General features: G+C 37.7%; 15 protein-coding genes. 5 read left to right on the top strand and 10 right to left on the bottom strand.

The genetic code is table 11. The features are described from left to right. Positions 1–7: 7 nt before the first annotated feature. The gene (locus BXY58_RS15110) at positions 8–382 is read right to left on the bottom strand and encodes a Fur family transcriptional regulator (RefSeq protein WP_120214701.1); all 375 of its coding nucleotides are present in this window, start codon (positions 380–382) and stop codon (positions 8–10) included. Positions 383–487: 105 nt separating this feature from the next. Here BXY58_RS15110 and BXY58_RS15105 point away from each other — a divergent pair, with 105 nt between their 5' ends. Both BXY58_RS15105 and BXY58_RS15100 read left to right on the top strand, forming a co-directional pair. Then, complete coding sequence (locus BXY58_RS15105; protein ID WP_120214728.1) at positions 488–1396, top strand: NAD(P)/FAD-dependent oxidoreductase; 909 nt, start codon at positions 488–490, stop codon at positions 1394–1396. Positions 1397–1436: 40 nt separating this feature from the next. After that, the gene (locus BXY58_RS15100; protein WP_120214700.1) at positions 1437–1997 is read left to right on the top strand and encodes a hypothetical protein; all 561 of its coding nucleotides are present in this window, start codon (positions 1437–1439) and stop codon (positions 1995–1997) included. 61 nt (positions 1998–2058) lie between these two features. Here the strand turns inward: BXY58_RS15100 and BXY58_RS15095 are convergent, their stop codons facing one another. Beyond that, on the bottom strand, positions 2059–2991 hold the full coding sequence (locus BXY58_RS15095) for a malate dehydrogenase (protein ID WP_120214699.1): 933 nt from the start codon (positions 2989–2991) through the stop codon (positions 2059–2061). Between the two features lie 216 nt (positions 2992–3207). Here BXY58_RS15095 and pfkA point away from each other — a divergent pair, with 216 nt between their 5' ends. Then, positions 3208–4194 carry a 6-phosphofructokinase gene (pfkA, locus tag BXY58_RS15090; RefSeq protein ID WP_120214698.1) on the top strand — a complete coding sequence of 329 codons (987 nt, stop codon included), beginning with the start codon at positions 3208–3210 and terminating at the stop codon, positions 4192–4194. A gap of 48 nt (positions 4195–4242) precedes the next feature. Beyond that, positions 4243–5247 (top strand): type I glyceraldehyde-3-phosphate dehydrogenase, encoded by a 1005-nt coding sequence (gap, locus tag BXY58_RS15085; RefSeq protein ID WP_120214697.1) that lies wholly within the window; start codon positions 4243–4245, stop codon positions 5245–5247. A 51-nt stretch (positions 5248–5298) separates the two neighbouring features. Here the strand turns inward: gap and BXY58_RS15080 are convergent, their stop codons facing one another. Continuing rightward, on the bottom strand, positions 5299–7785 hold the full coding sequence (locus BXY58_RS15080) for a T9SS type A sorting domain-containing protein (RefSeq protein WP_120214696.1): 2487 nt from the start codon (positions 7783–7785) through the stop codon (positions 5299–5301). Between the two features lie 172 nt (positions 7786–7957). On the opposite strand from BXY58_RS15080, the gene recA reads away from it, so the two are divergent. Beyond that, entirely contained in the window at positions 7958–8959 is a 1002-nt protein-coding gene (gene recA, locus BXY58_RS15075) for a recombinase RecA (RefSeq protein ID WP_120214695.1), read from the top strand. A 30-nt stretch (positions 8960–8989) separates the two neighbouring features. Here the strand turns inward: recA and BXY58_RS15070 are convergent, their stop codons facing one another. The 7 genes from BXY58_RS15070 to lpxD form a co-directional block, all read right to left on the bottom strand. Then, positions 8990–9667 (bottom strand): porin family protein, encoded by a 678-nt coding sequence (locus BXY58_RS15070; RefSeq protein ID WP_120214694.1) that lies wholly within the window; start codon positions 9665–9667, stop codon positions 8990–8992. 99 nt (positions 9668–9766) lie between these two features. Beyond that, positions 9767–10639, bottom strand: a complete 873-nt coding sequence (sucD, locus tag BXY58_RS15065; protein ID WP_120214693.1) for a succinate--CoA ligase subunit alpha — start codon at positions 10637–10639, stop codon at positions 9767–9769. A gap of 108 nt (positions 10640–10747) precedes the next feature. After that, complete coding sequence (locus BXY58_RS15060; protein ID WP_120214692.1) at positions 10748–11650, bottom strand: UDP-3-O-(3-hydroxymyristoyl)glucosamine N-acyltransferase; 903 nt, start codon at positions 11648–11650, stop codon at positions 10748–10750. Positions 11651–11847: 197 nt separating this feature from the next. Then, positions 11848–12411, bottom strand: a complete 564-nt coding sequence (gene efp / locus BXY58_RS15055) for an elongation factor P (RefSeq protein WP_120214691.1) — start codon at positions 12409–12411, stop codon at positions 11848–11850. A gap of 28 nt (positions 12412–12439) precedes the next feature. Further along, positions 12440–13228, bottom strand: coding sequence for an acyl-ACP--UDP-N-acetylglucosamine O-acyltransferase (lpxA, locus tag BXY58_RS15050; RefSeq protein WP_120214690.1), 789 nt, complete (start codon positions 13226–13228; stop codon positions 12440–12442). A gap of 3 nt (positions 13229–13231) precedes the next feature. Continuing rightward, positions 13232–14626 (bottom strand): bifunctional UDP-3-O-[3-hydroxymyristoyl] N-acetylglucosamine deacetylase/3-hydroxyacyl-ACP dehydratase, encoded by a 1395-nt coding sequence (locus BXY58_RS15045; RefSeq protein ID WP_120214689.1) that lies wholly within the window; start codon positions 14624–14626, stop codon positions 13232–13234. Between the two features lie 45 nt (positions 14627–14671). Further along, on the bottom strand, positions 14672–15691 hold the full coding sequence (gene lpxD / locus BXY58_RS15040; RefSeq protein WP_120214688.1) for a UDP-3-O-(3-hydroxymyristoyl)glucosamine N-acyltransferase: 1020 nt from the start codon (positions 15689–15691) through the stop codon (positions 14672–14674). Between the last annotated feature and the right edge of the window lie 20 nt (positions 15692–15711).

The raw sequence follows: 15711 nt of genomic DNA, 5'->3' as shown, positions 1-15711 counted from the left end.
AAAAAGTTTAAGTACAATCTTTACAAATCCCCGTCAAAATACAATTCACACTTTTCACAGAATAACCATTCTCCAAAGAAAATTGAACTTCAATCGGCAGGCATTCTATTGTTTCACAGTTTGTACATCTGAAATGAAAATGATGCTCTGCTAGTTTCTTTTCTTCACATTTGATGCAAACTGCGAAATACTGTTTTCCGTCTTCAGCAACAATTCGGTGGAGAATTCCGTCTTCGCAAAAACGGTTGAGAACACGGTAAACTGTAGCTCGATCCATATTCACAGAAACTTTTTTCATAATAGCTTCCTGGCTCATTGCTTTTTTTGAATCTGTTAAAACATTGAGAACGGCATCTTTTGTCGGTGTACTTCTTCTTATCATTTTATTAATGCGATTTAGTTGCAATAATAAAAATTAATCCTAACTTTGGCAAGAAATAAATATTTAAATTTTCATTTCGAAAAATATTATCTTAAAAATCAAAATATGAAACAGGAAACTATATTCGATGTCATTATAGTTGGCGGAAGTTATGCAGGTCTTTCTGCAGCAATGTCATTGGGAAGATCACTTAGAAAAGTTTTGGTTATTGATAGTGGAAAACCGTGCAATATCCAGACGCCACATTCCCATAATTTTCTGACTCAGGATGGAAAAACGCCGAAAGAAATTTCAACCATTGCAAAAGAGCAAGTCAAAAAATATGATACAGTTGAATTTTATGACGGACTCGCAACGGAAGGAAAGAAAACGGAAAATGGATTTGAAATAATAACCAAACGAGGCGAAAGATTCCAAGCTAAGAAACTCATTTTTGCAACAGGAATTGTAGATGAAGTTCCGAATATCAAAGGATTTTGGGATTGTTGGGGTATTTCTTTGATCCATTGTCCTTACTGCCACGGCTATGAATTTAAAACTAAAAAAACAGGAATTATTGCCAATGGCGAACGTGGTTTTCATATTGCATCATTAGTTAATAATCTGACCAATGATTTGACAATTCTGACCAGAGGAAAAGCCGAATTCACGGAAGAGCAAACTCAAAAACTGAAACAAAATAACATTAATATCATCGAAACAGAAATTGACGAAATCCAGCATCAGAATGGGTATATAGAAAGTTTAATTTTATCCGATGGCGAAAAACTGAATTTCGATGCGGTTTATGGAGCATTTCATTTCAAACAACATTCTGATATTCCCGGTTCTTTGGGTTGTGAATTTACAGAACACGGACACATCAAAATCGATAACTTACAAAAAACAACTATCTCTGGAGTTTATGCTTGTGGCGATAATTCTTGTCCGATGCGTTCCGTTGCCAATGCTGTTTATACGGGTAATCTCACAGGTGCGATGGTTAATATGGAATTGACAAATGAAGGTTTTTAGTTTGGGACATTTGTGTAAATTTGGATTTAAACAATATTGAATGAAAAATACATTTTTATTTATCGCAGTTTTTACAGCTTTCACATTTTCTTGCAGTAAGGACAATAAAGAAACAATTGAAAATCCAGCGACCAATTCTGACAACAAAACAGAATTAAAAGCTGCAGAAAAAACAAATTCAAAAGAAGAACCAACAATCAACTTATCGGAATACAGCAAACTTACTCCAATTGAAATCAAAGATTCTAAACAGAAAGATGTCTTCAAAAAATACGGAATAGAATTCGGTGGCGTTTGTTACTCTTGTGACTTGGCTATCTTTAAAATTAATAAAGAAAGTTTTGAAATCATAGAGCTTTGTAATGAAAAGAACATCCACAGTTATAAGGATTTCAGTTATGAAAAAAACGGCAATAGCTTGAAAATCAAAACACCGGAATCTACTTTTATTTTTACTCAAGTTGAAAACGAGCCAATTTATCAACTTAAAATTGAAGGTCAAAAACCTGAATTCAAAAATATGAGAATCTCAGAATTTTACACTCAGGAAAGCTTGCTTGAAAAATTTGAAGAACACGATTGTGGCGATTTTCAAGGATAATTGAAATTAATTAAAAACAAAAAACCATCTCAAATTGAGATGGTTTAATTTATCTGGAATCTTAAGATTGGAACTTAAGGTCTCCGTTGACTTCTCTTACAGCTTGCGCAGCTTCAGCAAATTTCAATTGCTCATCTACAGTCAAAGTGATGTTCACGATTTTCTCAACCCCATTTTTCCCGATGATCGCTGGGACACCAAGACAGATATCATTTTGCCCGTATTCGCCTTCAAGCATCAATGAGCAAGGAATCATTTTCTTTTGGTCGCAAAGAATAGACTGAACCATTACAGAAACAGCCGCACCTGGCGCATACCAAGCAGAAGTTCCTAATAATTTGGTCAAGGTTGCTCCACCAACTTTAGTTTCTTCGATAACAGAAGCTTTTTGCTCATCAGTCAAGAATTCGGAAACCGGAACACCGTTTCTTGTTGCTTTGCTGAATAATGGCAACATTCCTGTATCAGAGTGCGCAGCGATTACCATTCCGTCAACATCAGAAATTGGACTTTCCAGCGCTTCTGCTAATCTGTATTTGAATCTCGCTGAGTCTAAAGCACCTCCCATTCCGATGATTCTTTCCTTTGGAAGACCTGATGTTTTGTGAACCAAATACGCCATTGTATCCATTGGGTTAGAAACCACGATAATGATTACATCGGGCGAGTGTTTTACTAAGTTTTCTGTTACTTCTTTTACAATTCCGGCATTGATTCCGATCAATTCTTCTCTTGTCATCCCTGGTTTTCTAGGAATCCCGGAAGTGATCACCGCTACTTTTGAACCTGCAGTCTTGGAATAATCTCCGGTAGTCCCTGTGATTTTGGTATCGAAACCATTAAGGGAAGCTGTCTGCATCAGGTCCATTGCTTTTCCTTCTGCAAATCCTTCTTTGATATCCACCAAAACAACTTCTGAAGCGAAGTCTTTCATCGCGATATATTCTGCACAGCTTGCTCCTACTGCACCAGCTCCAACTACGGTAACTTTCATAATGATAATGTATTTTTTATTAGTTTAAAATTCTGTTTTGTATTGCTCGTAAATATAATAAACTTAATTATTTCCTTAATCATATTCAGTTTGATTTTTGTCATATTACCGTATTATTAATTCTGTTATCCTATGATATATTTATCCATCAAGACCATTATGAGTGTTAAAATATGGTTGATTTTTCGTAAATTTGCTTAGAAAAAAATTAAAAATATGTCAGAAAACAACATAAAATCTATTGCGGTTTTGACCTCAGGAGGAGATGCTCCGGGGATGAATGCCGCTCTTAGAGCAGTTGTAAGAACAGCAAATCATTTTAACATAGACTGTTACGGAATTCGTGAGGGTTATAATGGATTAATTGCAGGTGATGTTACGAAAATGGGACCTCGTTCCGTAAAAAATATAATCAATCAAGGAGGAACAATTCTGAAATCTGCAAGATCAAAAGAATTTATGACAGCGGAAGGAAGAAAAAAAGCTTATGAACAATGTCAGAAACTCGGTATTGACGCTTTGGTTTGCATTGGTGGAGACGGAAGTTTTACCGGTGCCAAGATTTTCAATGAAGAATTCGGGATCAAAGTAATCGGCATTCCGGGAACTATTGACAATGATATTTTTGGAACTGATAACACAATTGGTTACGATACAGCTCTTAATACAGCTATGGACGCTATTGACAAAATCCGTGATACAGCCACTTCTCATAACCGAGTGTTTTTTGTGGAAGTAATGGGCAGAGATGCCGGATTTATAGCGCTTAACAGTGGAATCGCGACAGGAGCTCTTGACATTCTGATCCCTGAAAGAAAAGACAGTATGGAAGACCTTTTCAGCACTTTCCGAATGGCGGAAAAAGTGGGTAAATCATCCAGCATAGTCGTTGTTGCTGAAGGCGAAGAATTGGGAAGTATCTATGATCTTGCCAAAGCAACAAAAGAAGAATTCCCATCTTATGACATCCGTGTGACTATTTTGGGACATATCCAAAGAGGCGGTTCTCCAAGCTGCGCAGACCGAGTTCTTGCCAGCAATCTTGGTTACGGAGCAGTTATAGGACTAATGGAAGGCCGAAACAAAGTAATGGTTGGGATGCAGTCAAACAAAATCACCTATACCCCAATAGAAGAAGCTATTAAAAAGCATAACGAAATCGACAAAAACTTACTTCAGATCGCTGAGATTTTGGCGATGTAATTTTTAATCAAAACAATAATAAAACAAAACCTTAATTTTTTAAATCATATGTCAACAATTAAAGTAGGAATCAACGGATTCGGTAGAATCGGACGTTTAGTTTTCAGAGCAATGGCTGTAAGAAGCAACATCGAAGTTGTAGGTATCAATGACCTTATCGATGCTGAATATATGGCTTATATGCTAAAATACGATTCGGTTCACGGAGCGTTCAAAGGAGAAGTATCAGTACAAGGAAACAACCTTGTGGTTAACGGAAAAACAATCCGTGTAACAGCTGAGAAAGATCCTAACAACCTAAAATGGAACGAAGTTGGTGCAGAATATATCGTAGAATCTACAGGATTATTCCTTTCAAAAGATTCGGCTCAGGCTCACATCAACGCTGGTGCTAAGAAAGTGATCCTTTCTGCTCCTTCAAAAGATGATACGCCAATGTTCGTAATGGGTGTAAACCACAAAGAACTGACTGACGATATCAAAATCTTCTCAAACGCATCTTGTACGACTAACTGTCTTGCACCTTTGGCAAAAGTAATCCACGATAACTTTGGTATCGCTGAAGGTCTTATGACAACTGTACACGCAACGACTGCAACTCAGAAAACTGTAGACGGACCGTCTGCAAAAGACTGGAGAGGTGGTAGATCTGCTCTTAATAACATCATCCCTTCTTCTACAGGTGCTGCAAAAGCGGTAGGAAAAGTAATCCCTTCTCTTAACGGGAAATTGACCGGTATGTCTTTCAGAGTTCCAACTGCTGACGTTTCTGTAGTGGACCTTACTGTAAAGTTGGACAAACCGACTTCTTACGAAGAAATCTGTGCTGCTATCAAAGCGGCATCTGAAGGTGAATTGAAAGGAATTCTTGGTTATACAGAGGATGCTGTAGTTTCTCAGGATTTCGTAAGCGATGCAAGAACTTCTATCTTCGACAAAGAAGCTGGAATTATGTTGAATCCAACTTTCGTTAAACTAGTATCTTGGTACGATAACGAGTGGGGTTATTCTAATAAATTAGCAGATATGCTTGTTCATTCAGCTTCTTTATAATCTGAAGCTGAATCAAAATAAAAACCTCTGAATTTCTTCAGAGGTTTTTTATTATTCAATTAAAAATTTTACAGTTTGAACTTTTTGATTCTTGTCAATTAATTTCAAAATGTAAATGCCTTTTTTTAGATAATTAACTTCTATACTCTTATTTCGATTATCAAAGGATTTGTCCACCAATTTTTGTCCTGTAAAATCATAAATTTCATATTTGATTAAATCTAATGAAGATGAAATAAACAATTTATCTGATGTTGGATTCGGATAGATTTTAACTTTAGAAATATCATTATTCGTAGCCAGATGTTCTTCTTCTCCTCCAAAAATTCTTGTAATTCGGTTTCTGCCAACGCCATTATAAGAAGTGAAATCTCCGACTGCGATGAATTTATCGTCTTGATTAATGATTTTATAAACAGCTTTGTTAGCACCACTTTCAATTTTGTTGAATGTATCATCCAGAGCGCCATCTTTAGTAAGTCTGGCAATATAATTTCTATTGATATTATTGAATTTGGTAAAACTGCCTCCGATTAGAATTTTACCATTGGCTTCAAGTGTCAAAGTTTCTACAGAAGCATTGGCTCCAGCGCCACTTGTAAAAGTTGTATCTCTGCTACCGTTAGTATTAAGTCTGGCAATTCGATTTGAAGATACACCTGCAAAAGTTGTAAAATTGCCACCAATGATGATTTTCCCATCTTCCTGAATCAATAGACTGCTAATTGTATTATTAGCTCCAGTTCCGATAGTAAAAGTTGTATCCAGGGTTCCATCAGGATTCAATCTGGCAATCCTGTTTCTTGCAACGCCGTCATAAGTCGTGAAAGTTCCTGCGATTATGATTTTATTATCAGATTGTAATTTCATTGTATAAACATTTCCATTACTGCCACTTACCGGCAAGAAGCTGCTATCGATAGTTCCATCAGGATTCAATCTAATTATTCGATTAGCTGTCTTCGTATTAAAAACAGTAAAATCCCCACATATCAGAATTTTGCCATCAGGCTGAATTAAAATTTCTCTTACAGGTTCTGTAGGGCCATAACCAATACTGAAGCTTGCATCTAGACTTCCTGTAGAAGTTAGCCTGGCAAGATAAGATTTCTGAAGATTATTAAAGGTTAAAAAATCACCGCCAATAAGGATTTTGTCATCATTTTGAACAGCAACAGTTCGTATCAATTGATCTGTTCCAATTGGTACTTGCAAAGATGTGTCGATATTGCCATCAGTATCGATTCTCGCAAGTCTGCTATTAAGATTATCATTGAAGCTGTTAAAATTTCCGGCAATAATCATTTTTTTATCTGATTGAGTAGCAACCGCTCTGATATTTCCGTCTGCGCCATTGCCCGGATTAAAGCTATTGTCTAAACTGCCATCGAAATTAACCCTTGTGATATAGCGTTCGATATTATTATTAAAATTTGTATAGCTCCCTCCTACTACCAATTTACCATCACTCTGCTGCTGAAAACTCGTAACACTTGCTCCAAAACCTTTACTCGGAATAAAACTAGCGTCAATCGATCCATTCTCATTAACAATAGCTACATAGCTTCTAACCATACCATTATAGGCTGTAAAATCTCCTCCTAGCAATACTTTATTATTACTTAAAATTAAAATATTCCTAACCACATTATTTGCTCCAGACCCAATGTTGAAACTTTCATCAATACTTCCATCTTCGTTCAGCTTTAGGATTGAGTTTTTTGTCACATTATTATACTTGGTAAATTTTCCACCAAGAAATATTTTCCCGTCGTTAGATAACAATATTTTGTAAACGATATTATTGGCTCCTGTATTCACAAAAGTCTCGTCAATACTCGCATCCGAATTAAGTCTGACTAAATAATTTTTTGTAACCGAATTATACAACGTGAAATTGCCTCCTGCTAAGATTTTCCCATCCGGCTGAATTGCTAAAGAATAAACATGCGAATTGAAGCCTGCACTTGTATCAAAATTGGTGTCCAGCGATCCATCAACATTAAGTCGTGCGAGATATTTTCTGTTGACACCATTATACTTGGTGAACTGTCCTCCAATAATGATTTTCCCATCCGGCTGAACGACAACACACTCGATTACACCATCCGCACCAGTTCCAATTACAAAACTTGTATCAGTGCTTCCATTAGGGTTAAGCCTAACAATTCTGTTTTTAGAAACTCCGTTGAAGTTTGTAAAACTCCCACAAACAATAAGCTTCCCATCTGGTTGTGCAACAAAAGAAGACACATAATCATTAGCACCCGAACCAATTAGAAACGTATTATCAAAACTTCCGTCAGAATTAATCCTGGCCAGGGATTTTGCTGTATTTGTATTGTAAATGGTAAAATCGCCGCCGATAATGATTTTCCCATCTGGCTGAATCATGACATCCTTCACATAGTCGTTTGCACCATCTCCAAAACCAAAACCTAAATCAGCTGAATTAAAGCTTGTATCTACATCTCCCGGTTTTTGTGCCTGCGCATAAAATAGGAAAAGAAAAAATATAAACAATAAACTTTTTTTCATTCTTAAAAAATATTCACAAATTTAAATGATAATTTGGATATTATAACATATTATTAATTTTTTGACATTAATGATATTTTAATTTTAAGCAACTCAGCTTTATTTTTTATCTGATAAAAAAATTGCCTTTCCAGATTAAAATGATTATTTTTGAGAATAATTTTTTGATATAATGAGTACAAACGACGATAAGAAAAAAGCACTCCAATTGGTGCTTGAAAAACTAGATAAAACCTACGGAAAAGGGACTGTAATGACCTTGGGTGAGGATTCTGTAGATACAACTATTGAAGTGATTCCTTCCGGATCTTTGGGAATCGACCTTGCTTTAGGTGTTGGCGGTTATCCAAGAGGGAGAATCATCGAGATCTACGGACCCGAATCTTCTGGTAAGACCACCCTTACACTTCACGCTATCGCAGAAGCTCAAAAAGCGGGCGGAATAGCAGCTTTTATAGATGCGGAGCACGCTTTTGACAGAAGCTACGCCGCTAAATTGGGAATAGATCTTGAAAACCTGATTATTTCTCAGCCGGACAATGGTGAGCAGGCATTAGAAATTGCTGATAACCTGATCAGATCTGGAGCTATTGACATCGTTGTCATCGACTCTGTTGCTGCTTTGACACCTAAGGCTGAAATCGAAGGTGAAATGGGAGATTCTAAAATGGGTCTTCACGCAAGATTGATGTCTCAGGCTTTGAGAAAACTAACGGCTACAATCAACCGAACAAAATGTACAGTTATTTTCATCAACCAGCTTCGTGAAAAAATTGGCGTAATGTTCGGAAATCCTGAAACTACGACTGGTGGTAATGCTCTTAAATTCTACGCCTCTGTAAGAATTGATATCAGAAAAGCCAGTGCACCAATCAAAAACGGTGACGAAGCCATCGGTAGCCGAGTAAAAGTAAAAGTTGTGAAAAACAAAGTAGCGCCACCATTCAAACAAGCTGAATTTGATATTATGTATGGCGAGGGTGTCTCCAAAGTTGGAGAGATCCTGGATACTGCTGTTGATTTGGGTGTTGTCAAAAAAAGTGGTTCCTGGTTTAGTTATGAGGATACAAAACTGGGACAAGGTCGCGATGCCGTGAAAGATGTTTTGAAAGATAACCCAGAGTTATCCGAAGAAATCGAAAATAAGATCAAGGAACTGATCAAACAAAAATAAAAGAAAATGCGGTGAAGTTCACCGCATTTTTTATTTGAAGAAATAAGTCAGTCCCAGACTTAGAACTTGTTCAGATTTTTTCTTTTGCGTGTTGGGGTCCATTGTCCAAGCCTCTACAAGATTGGGATAAGCATTTGATAATCCGATGTCGTATTTCAAAGCGATTTCCAATTGTCTTTTGTAACTAAATCCGACTCCCGCACCAATTCCTAAATTAAAAGAATTGGCTTTTCCATTAATATTCGGATATTCGGGATTAATGATGTTAGGATCATAATAGTCTCTTCCAGCCGGATAATTTTTCACTTTCTGGCTGATGAGAAAATTGAATCTCGGACCAATTAATCCAAAAAACTCCGATTCTGCTTCAGAAAAATAAGCTTTAAAATTAATTGGAACACTTAGATAGTTATTAGCATAAACGGCGTGTTCCATTCCTTTTGCTTTTTCATATTCTCTATCCCCACCTTCTCCAGCACCAAAATAAAGCGCTTCCGCCTGGATATAAAACTGCTCAGCAATGCCGATAGGAACTTGCGCAGTAACACCTCCTAAAACCGAAAACCTAGGACCAGAAGGATTGTGTGCATTTCTAACCCTGGAATAAGTTCCACCTGCAACGAGACCAAATTCTGTAGATCTGAAATCAACCTGCGCCTGAGATAAAATGGATAATAAAAGTAGAGATCCGAAAAGGATTTTTTTCATATCAGTGTGTTTATAACATTTATGATTCAAATTTAGACAAAAAAAATGAGAAGCTCTATCCGGGCTTCTCAAATATATTTAATTAAATCATTATTAATCTTATGCTAAAACTGAAGCAACAGTCTTACCGATCTCTGCCGGAGAATCAACAACGTGGATTCCGTTTTCTTTCATAATCGCCATCTTAGCCTGCGCCGTATCATCAGCACCACCAACAATTGCACCTGCGTGACCCATTGTTCTGCCCTTAGGCGCAGTTTGCCCAGCGATGAAACCTACAACAGGCTTTGTTGAACCGCTAGCCTTGTACCATCTTGCAGCTTCTGCTTCTAATGATCCACCAATTTCGCCGATCATTACCACAGCTTCGGTTTCCGGATCGTTGATAAATAACTCCAAAGCTTCTTTTGTAGTTGTTCCAATGATTGGATCTCCACCAATTCCGATAGCCGTAGAAACGCCGAAACCAGCCTTCACAACCTGATCAGCAGCTTCGTAAGTTAAAGTTCCTGATTTTGAAACGATACCTACTTTTCCTTTTTTGAAAACAAAGCCTGGCATAATTCCGATTTTTGCTTCCTCAGAAGTAATGATACCCGGACAGTTAGGGCCAATCAAACGAACATCTCTATCCTGGATATAATCTTTTACTTTTACCATATCAGCAACAGGAATTCCTTCTGTAATACAAACGATTACTTTGATACCTGCTTCAGCAGCTTCCATCACAGCATCTGCAGCAAATGCAGGTGGAACGAAAATGATACTCACATTAGCGCCCGCTTTTTCTACAGCTTCAGCAACCGAATTGAAAACAGGCTTACCAAGATGCTCAGTCCCTCCTTTTCCTGGAGTTACACCGCCAACAACGTTGGTTCCGTAATCGATCATCTGACCTGCGTGAAAAGTACCTTCGTTACCTGTAAATCCTTGTACGATAACTTTAGAATCTTTGTTTACTAATACTGACATTTTTTATTATAATTTATTGATTTTGTAAAAATTGTTATTCGCAAAAATAACGATAATAATTCAAAACTTTCTCGCAATTGCAGATTTTTTGAAGGTTAAAAATATGATTTACTTCAGATTTTTGACTTTTACTTCTTTTCTAAGATAATCTCTGAATTCTTCAGCAATCGGACCGAAATAAGTTCCTTTTTTCAGGTTTCTGTTAACACCAACCTGAGCAAGCAGGACAGTTCCAGATTCGATTGTCAATCCAGAAGCGATCCCGACTTGTCCCCACATTGTGACTTCATCTTCTATGATGCAACATCCTGCGATACCAGTTTGGGAAGCTATCAGACATCTTTTGCCAATAACTGTGTCGTGGCCAATCTGGATCTGATTATCCAAAATGCTGCCTTCGCCAATCACTGTAGAGTCTGTCACGCCACGGTCAATCGTACAGCTGTTCCCTATTTCTACATTATTTTCGATTACGACGTTACCTACAGAAATCAATCTATCAAAATTACCATTGAGTTTCCTGTAATAGAAAGCATCACCACCAATTACGGTATTGGACTGAATCACTACGTTGTCGCCGATCACGGTTCTATCGCCAATCACAACATTTGGGAAGATGTGACAATTTTTTCCGATTCTGACATCATTTCCAATAACAGCAGATGGATGGATGGACGTTCCGTCTCCGACTTCGAGATCGTGAAGTTCTTCTTTGAAGTTTGAAATCCTGGTAAAATGTGTATTGATTTTATTAAAATCTCTGAAAGGATCATCGGAAACCAAAAGCGCTTTGCCTTCCGGGCATTCTACTTCTTTGTCGATTAATATAATGGTTGCAGCAGAATTAAGTGCTTTGTCGTAATATTTGGGATGGTTAACAAAAACGATATCGCCTGGGCGAACCATATGGATCTCGTTGGTTCCTAAAACCTGGAAATTGTCGTCTCCTATATATTTTGCGCCAATAATATCTGCAATTGTTTTAAGATTTTGTGGCTGATTAAAAGTCATAACTAGATATAGAATTAAGATATTAGATGGGATTGTAATTGGTAATTTTGAAAATACGAATTACAAGCAGCCCGACCTGAGTGGAGCTCTTTTTCTTTTTTTGTCAAAAAAAGAAAAAAGCGGGAACGGAGGGCGGATAAAGCTGCCCAAATAAAAAATGGAAGTGTGAAGATCAACTCCAGACTTCCATCTTATATTTATTTTACCCTTTCCAGGTAAGAACCGTCTTCTGTATTGACTTTGATCTTATCTCCCGGCTCAATGAAAAGCGGAACCATAACTCTTGCTCCTGTTTCTACGATTGCATTTTTAAGTGCGTTGGTGGCCGTATTTCCTTTCACACCCGGATCAGCTTCGATAACTTCCAGATAAACTGTTGGCGGGATCTCAGCAGATAAAGGCACTTCATCAGCTTCTTTCAGGATAATAGTGACTTCTTCCCCGGCTTTCATGAATTGGGAGTTCTCGATCATCTCTTTGTTCAGGTAGATCTGAGAGAAGTCATCATTATTCATAAAGTGAAATCCGTTGTCATCCTCATATAGGTATTGGAATTTTCTTGTAATTACCTTTACTTCATCGATCTTGTGACCTGCTGAGAATGTGTTATCTACAACTTTCCCGTTGGTTACAGATTTTAGTTTTGTTCTCACGAAAGCAGGACCTTTTCCTGGTTTTACGTGCAAAAATTCGATCACTTTGTAAATGTCATTACTAAATTCTATACAAAGTCCTTTTTTGATATCGTTGCTTGTTGCCATTAGCTATTTATAAACTTATATTATTTTATTATTCTTTTGAAGAGCCATATCCTTTTACGATACCTCTTGGTGAATTCTGGATAAAAGTAATGATCTCATCTCTTTCCATTGTTGGAAGCATCTCTTTTTCGATGTATTCTATTGCCTGAGACACATTCATTTTCATCTGGAAAATATAACGGTAGATCTTCTGGATCTCAAATATTTTATCATTGGTGAAGCCTCTTCTTCTGAGACCCACAGAATTAATCCCTGCATAAGAAATCGGCTCTCTTCCTACTTTGATGTAAGGCGGAATATCTTTTCTGATTAATGAACCACCAGAGATCATCGTGTGCTTTCCTATTTTTCCAAACTGTTGTACTGCAGATAAACCGCCCATAACTGTAAAATCTCCGATCTCTACGTGACCAGCAATTCCACAACCGTTTGCGATGATGACGTTATCTCCGATGATGCAATCGTGTGCAATATGGGAAGTTGCCATTATCAAACAGTCACTTCCTACTTTGGTATAACCAAGTGCTTTTGTACCACGGTTAACGGTTACACATTCCCTAAGCGTAGTATTATCGCCAATGATAGTCTGGGTATCTTCTCCGTCAAATTTCAGATCCTGAGGAATTGCAGAAATTACAGTTCCTGGAAAAATCTTACAGTTCTTTCCGATTCTTGCACCATCCATTATCGTCACATTAGAACCTATCCAGGTTCCTGCGCCAATAACAACATCCGAAGCAATGGTAGTAAACGGTTCAACAGTTACATTCTTACCAATTTTCGCACGTGGATCTATTGCCGTAAGTTGGTGAATCATAAATTAAATTTTAGTTTTTGCGACCTGAGCCATCAATTCGGCTTCTACAACTACACTGTCACCAACATATCCATAACCCTGCATATGCACGATTCCTCTTCGGATCGGTTCGATCAGTTCTATTTTGAAAATCACCTGATCACCCGGAACTACTTTTTTCTTGAATTTCACATTGTCCATTTTCACGAAATAAGTAGAATAATTTTCCGGATCCGGAACATTAGCCAAAACCAAGATTCCACCCACCTGAGCCATAGCTTCGATTTGTAAAACGCCTGGCATCACAGGTTCTTTTGGAAAATGTCCTACGAAGAAAGGTTCGTTCATAGTCACATTTTTAAGTCCTACAACGTGAGTGTCGGAAAGCTCCAAAATCTTATCTACCAGCAAAAACGGCGGTCTGTGCGGCAATAGCTTCATAATTCCGTTGATATCGAAAACAGGTTCTGCTTTTAGATCGAAATCGGGAACGTTTTTTCTTTTTTGCAACTTATATTGTCTGTTTAGTTTTTTTGCAAACTGAGTGTTGACGAAGTGTCCTGGCTTATTCGCGATGACCCTTCCTTTGATTCTAACACCTACCAAAGCCAAATCACCAATCACATCAAGCAATTTGTGCCTAGCAGCTTCGTTGGTAAAGTTAAGTGTCAGGTTGTCAAGAATACCATTTGGGCGGATAGAAACTTCGTCCTTACCAAACGCAACCTTCAGTTTTTCCAGAGTATCAGCCGTCAATTCTTTGTCAACATAAACAATCGCATTGCTGATGTCGCCACCCTTGATGAGGTCAGCATCCAAAAGCTGCTCAAGCTCATGTAAAAAGCTGAATGTTCTTGCAGGTGCAATCTCATCTTTGAACTCAGAAAGATTTTTCATACTGGCGTTTTGAGTTCCCAAAACTTTGGTTCCAAAATCCACCATTGTAGTGATCTCGTAATCCTCAGCAGGAATCACGGTTAGTTCTGAACCTGTAGCAGGATCAACGTAATTCATCACTTCTTTGATTACCAAATATTCTCTTGGAAGATCCTGTTCTACAACACCCACTTTCTCGATGGCCTCAACAAAATATTTGGAAGAACCGTCTAAAATTGGCGGTTCTGCACTGTTCATTTCCAGAATTGCATTGTCAATATCCATCCCAACAAGAGCAGCCAGAAGATGCTCACAAGTATGGATTTTAACGCCCAGTTTTTCCAGAGTCGTACCTCTTTCTGTGGTTGTTACATAGTTGACATCTGCTTCAACTTGCGGACGTCCTTCGAGATCTGTTCTTATAAATACAAATCCGGTATTTTCTTTTGCCGGCTTGATTGTCAAATTAACTTCTCTCCCTGTATGAAGACCTATTCCTGAAAGGTTAATGTCTTCTTTGATTGTTTTTTGTTTATCACTCATTGTATTAGTTTTGAGGTGGAAGAATTGCTTCTTTTCCTGATACCTTTACTCTGATTTTTTATTTTCTAAATCGTTTATTCTTTTGACTATGTCTGTAAAATTACGGAAATGAACGTAGTTCCTTCTGTAATCGCTATAATTGATTGCCGGCGAGCCGTACAATGTTTCACCATCTTTTGCGGATGAATTAACACCACTCTGTGCCTGGATTTTCACCTGGTTTCCTATTTTGATATGTCCCACAATTCCTACCTGGCCGCCAATCTGGTTCCAATCTCCAATGATTGTTGAACCGGCAATCCCGGCTTGCGAAGCTATTACATTGTGCTGACCAATTTTCACGTTATGAGCAATCTGGATCAGATTATCAATCTTGGTTCCTTTACCAATAATTGTAGAACCGATTGTTGCACGGTCTATACTACAGTTGGATCCAATCTCAACATCGTCTTCAATAATAACATTGCCTAACTGAGGAATTTTTTTAAATCCATCAGCTGTTGGCTGGAAACCAAATCCGTCTCCACCAACCACTGTATTAGAATGGATTACACAATTATCTCCAACTACGCAATAATCATAGATTCTTGCGCCACTGTCAATTTTACAGTTCTTCCCTATTTTGACACCTTTACCAATATAAACGTGTGGAAAAATCTGTGTGTGATCTCCAATTTTTGCTTTCTCAGAAACGTAGGTGAATGCGCCAATATATACGCCTTCTCCCACCTGTGCAGTCTCGTGAAAGAATGAGCCTTCTTCTATTCCAGTTTTTCGCCCCTGCATCTCCTGATAAAGATTCATCAGAACCTGAAAAGAAAGATAAGCATCTTCAACAGCAATAATAACAGGTTTATAGTCTCTGTCCTCCAAAAGATTTTCAGAAACGATCAAAACCGCACATTCTGTTGTATCTATATGATTTGCAAAACGACCTTGTCCAACAAAAGACAAATGCCCCTGCTGTCCATTTTCTATCGGAGAGACACCTGTAATAACAGTCTTTTCATCTCCAATGATTCTCCCGTTTATCAATCCTGCAATCTGTTCTGCACTAAATTCCATAGTTTGCAAAGATAAATATT

Source organism: Epilithonimonas arachidiradicis, from assembly GCF_003610695.1.
GTDB classification, from domain to species: domain Bacteria; phylum Bacteroidota; class Bacteroidia; order Flavobacteriales; family Weeksellaceae; genus Epilithonimonas; species Epilithonimonas arachidiradicis.
This window is presented reverse-complemented; position numbering and strand designations above follow the sequence as displayed.

What these genes read in the sequence shown, in the direction of transcription:
- gap (WP_120214697.1), top strand. Translation starts at nt 4,243, where the DNA reads ATGTCAACAATTAAAGTAGGAATCAACGGATTCGGTAGAATCGGACGT.
- pfkA (WP_120214698.1), top strand. Translation starts at nt 3,208, where the DNA reads ATGTCAGAAAACAACATAAAATCTATTGCGGTTTTGACCTCAGGAGGA.
- sucD (WP_120214693.1), bottom strand. Translation starts at nt 10,639, where the DNA reads ATGTCAGTATTAGTAAACAAAGATTCTAAAGTTATCGTACAAGGATTT.
- BXY58_RS15095 (WP_120214699.1), bottom strand. Translation starts at nt 2,991, where the DNA reads ATGAAAGTTACCGTAGTTGGAGCTGGTGCAGTAGGAGCAAGCTGTGCA.
- efp (WP_120214691.1), bottom strand. Translation starts at nt 12,411, where the DNA reads ATGGCAACAAGCAACGATATCAAAAAAGGACTTTGTATAGAATTTAGT.
- BXY58_RS15070 (WP_120214694.1), bottom strand. Translation starts at nt 9,667, where the DNA reads ATGAAAAAAATCCTTTTCGGATCTCTACTTTTATTATCCATTTTATCT.
- BXY58_RS15080 (WP_120214696.1), bottom strand. Translation starts at nt 7,785, where the DNA reads ATGAAAAAAAGTTTATTGTTTATATTTTTTCTTTTCCTATTTTATGCG.
- BXY58_RS15105 (WP_120214728.1), top strand. Translation starts at nt 488, where the DNA reads ATGAAACAGGAAACTATATTCGATGTCATTATAGTTGGCGGAAGTTAT.
- recA (WP_120214695.1), top strand. Translation starts at nt 7,958, where the DNA reads ATGAGTACAAACGACGATAAGAAAAAAGCACTCCAATTGGTGCTTGAA.
- lpxD (WP_120214688.1), bottom strand. Translation starts at nt 15,691, where the DNA reads ATGGAATTTAGTGCAGAACAGATTGCAGGATTGATAAACGGGAGAATC.
- BXY58_RS15110 (WP_120214701.1), bottom strand. Translation starts at nt 382, where the DNA reads ATGATAAGAAGAAGTACACCGACAAAAGATGCCGTTCTCAATGTTTTA.
- BXY58_RS15100 (WP_120214700.1), top strand. Translation starts at nt 1,437, where the DNA reads ATGAAAAATACATTTTTATTTATCGCAGTTTTTACAGCTTTCACATTT.
- BXY58_RS15045 (WP_120214689.1), bottom strand. Translation starts at nt 14,626, where the DNA reads ATGAGTGATAAACAAAAAACAATCAAAGAAGACATTAACCTTTCAGGA.
- lpxA (WP_120214690.1), bottom strand. Translation starts at nt 13,228, where the DNA reads ATGATTCACCAACTTACGGCAATAGATCCACGTGCGAAAATTGGTAAG.
- BXY58_RS15060 (WP_120214692.1), bottom strand. Translation starts at nt 11,650, where the DNA reads ATGACTTTTAATCAGCCACAAAATCTTAAAACAATTGCAGATATTATT.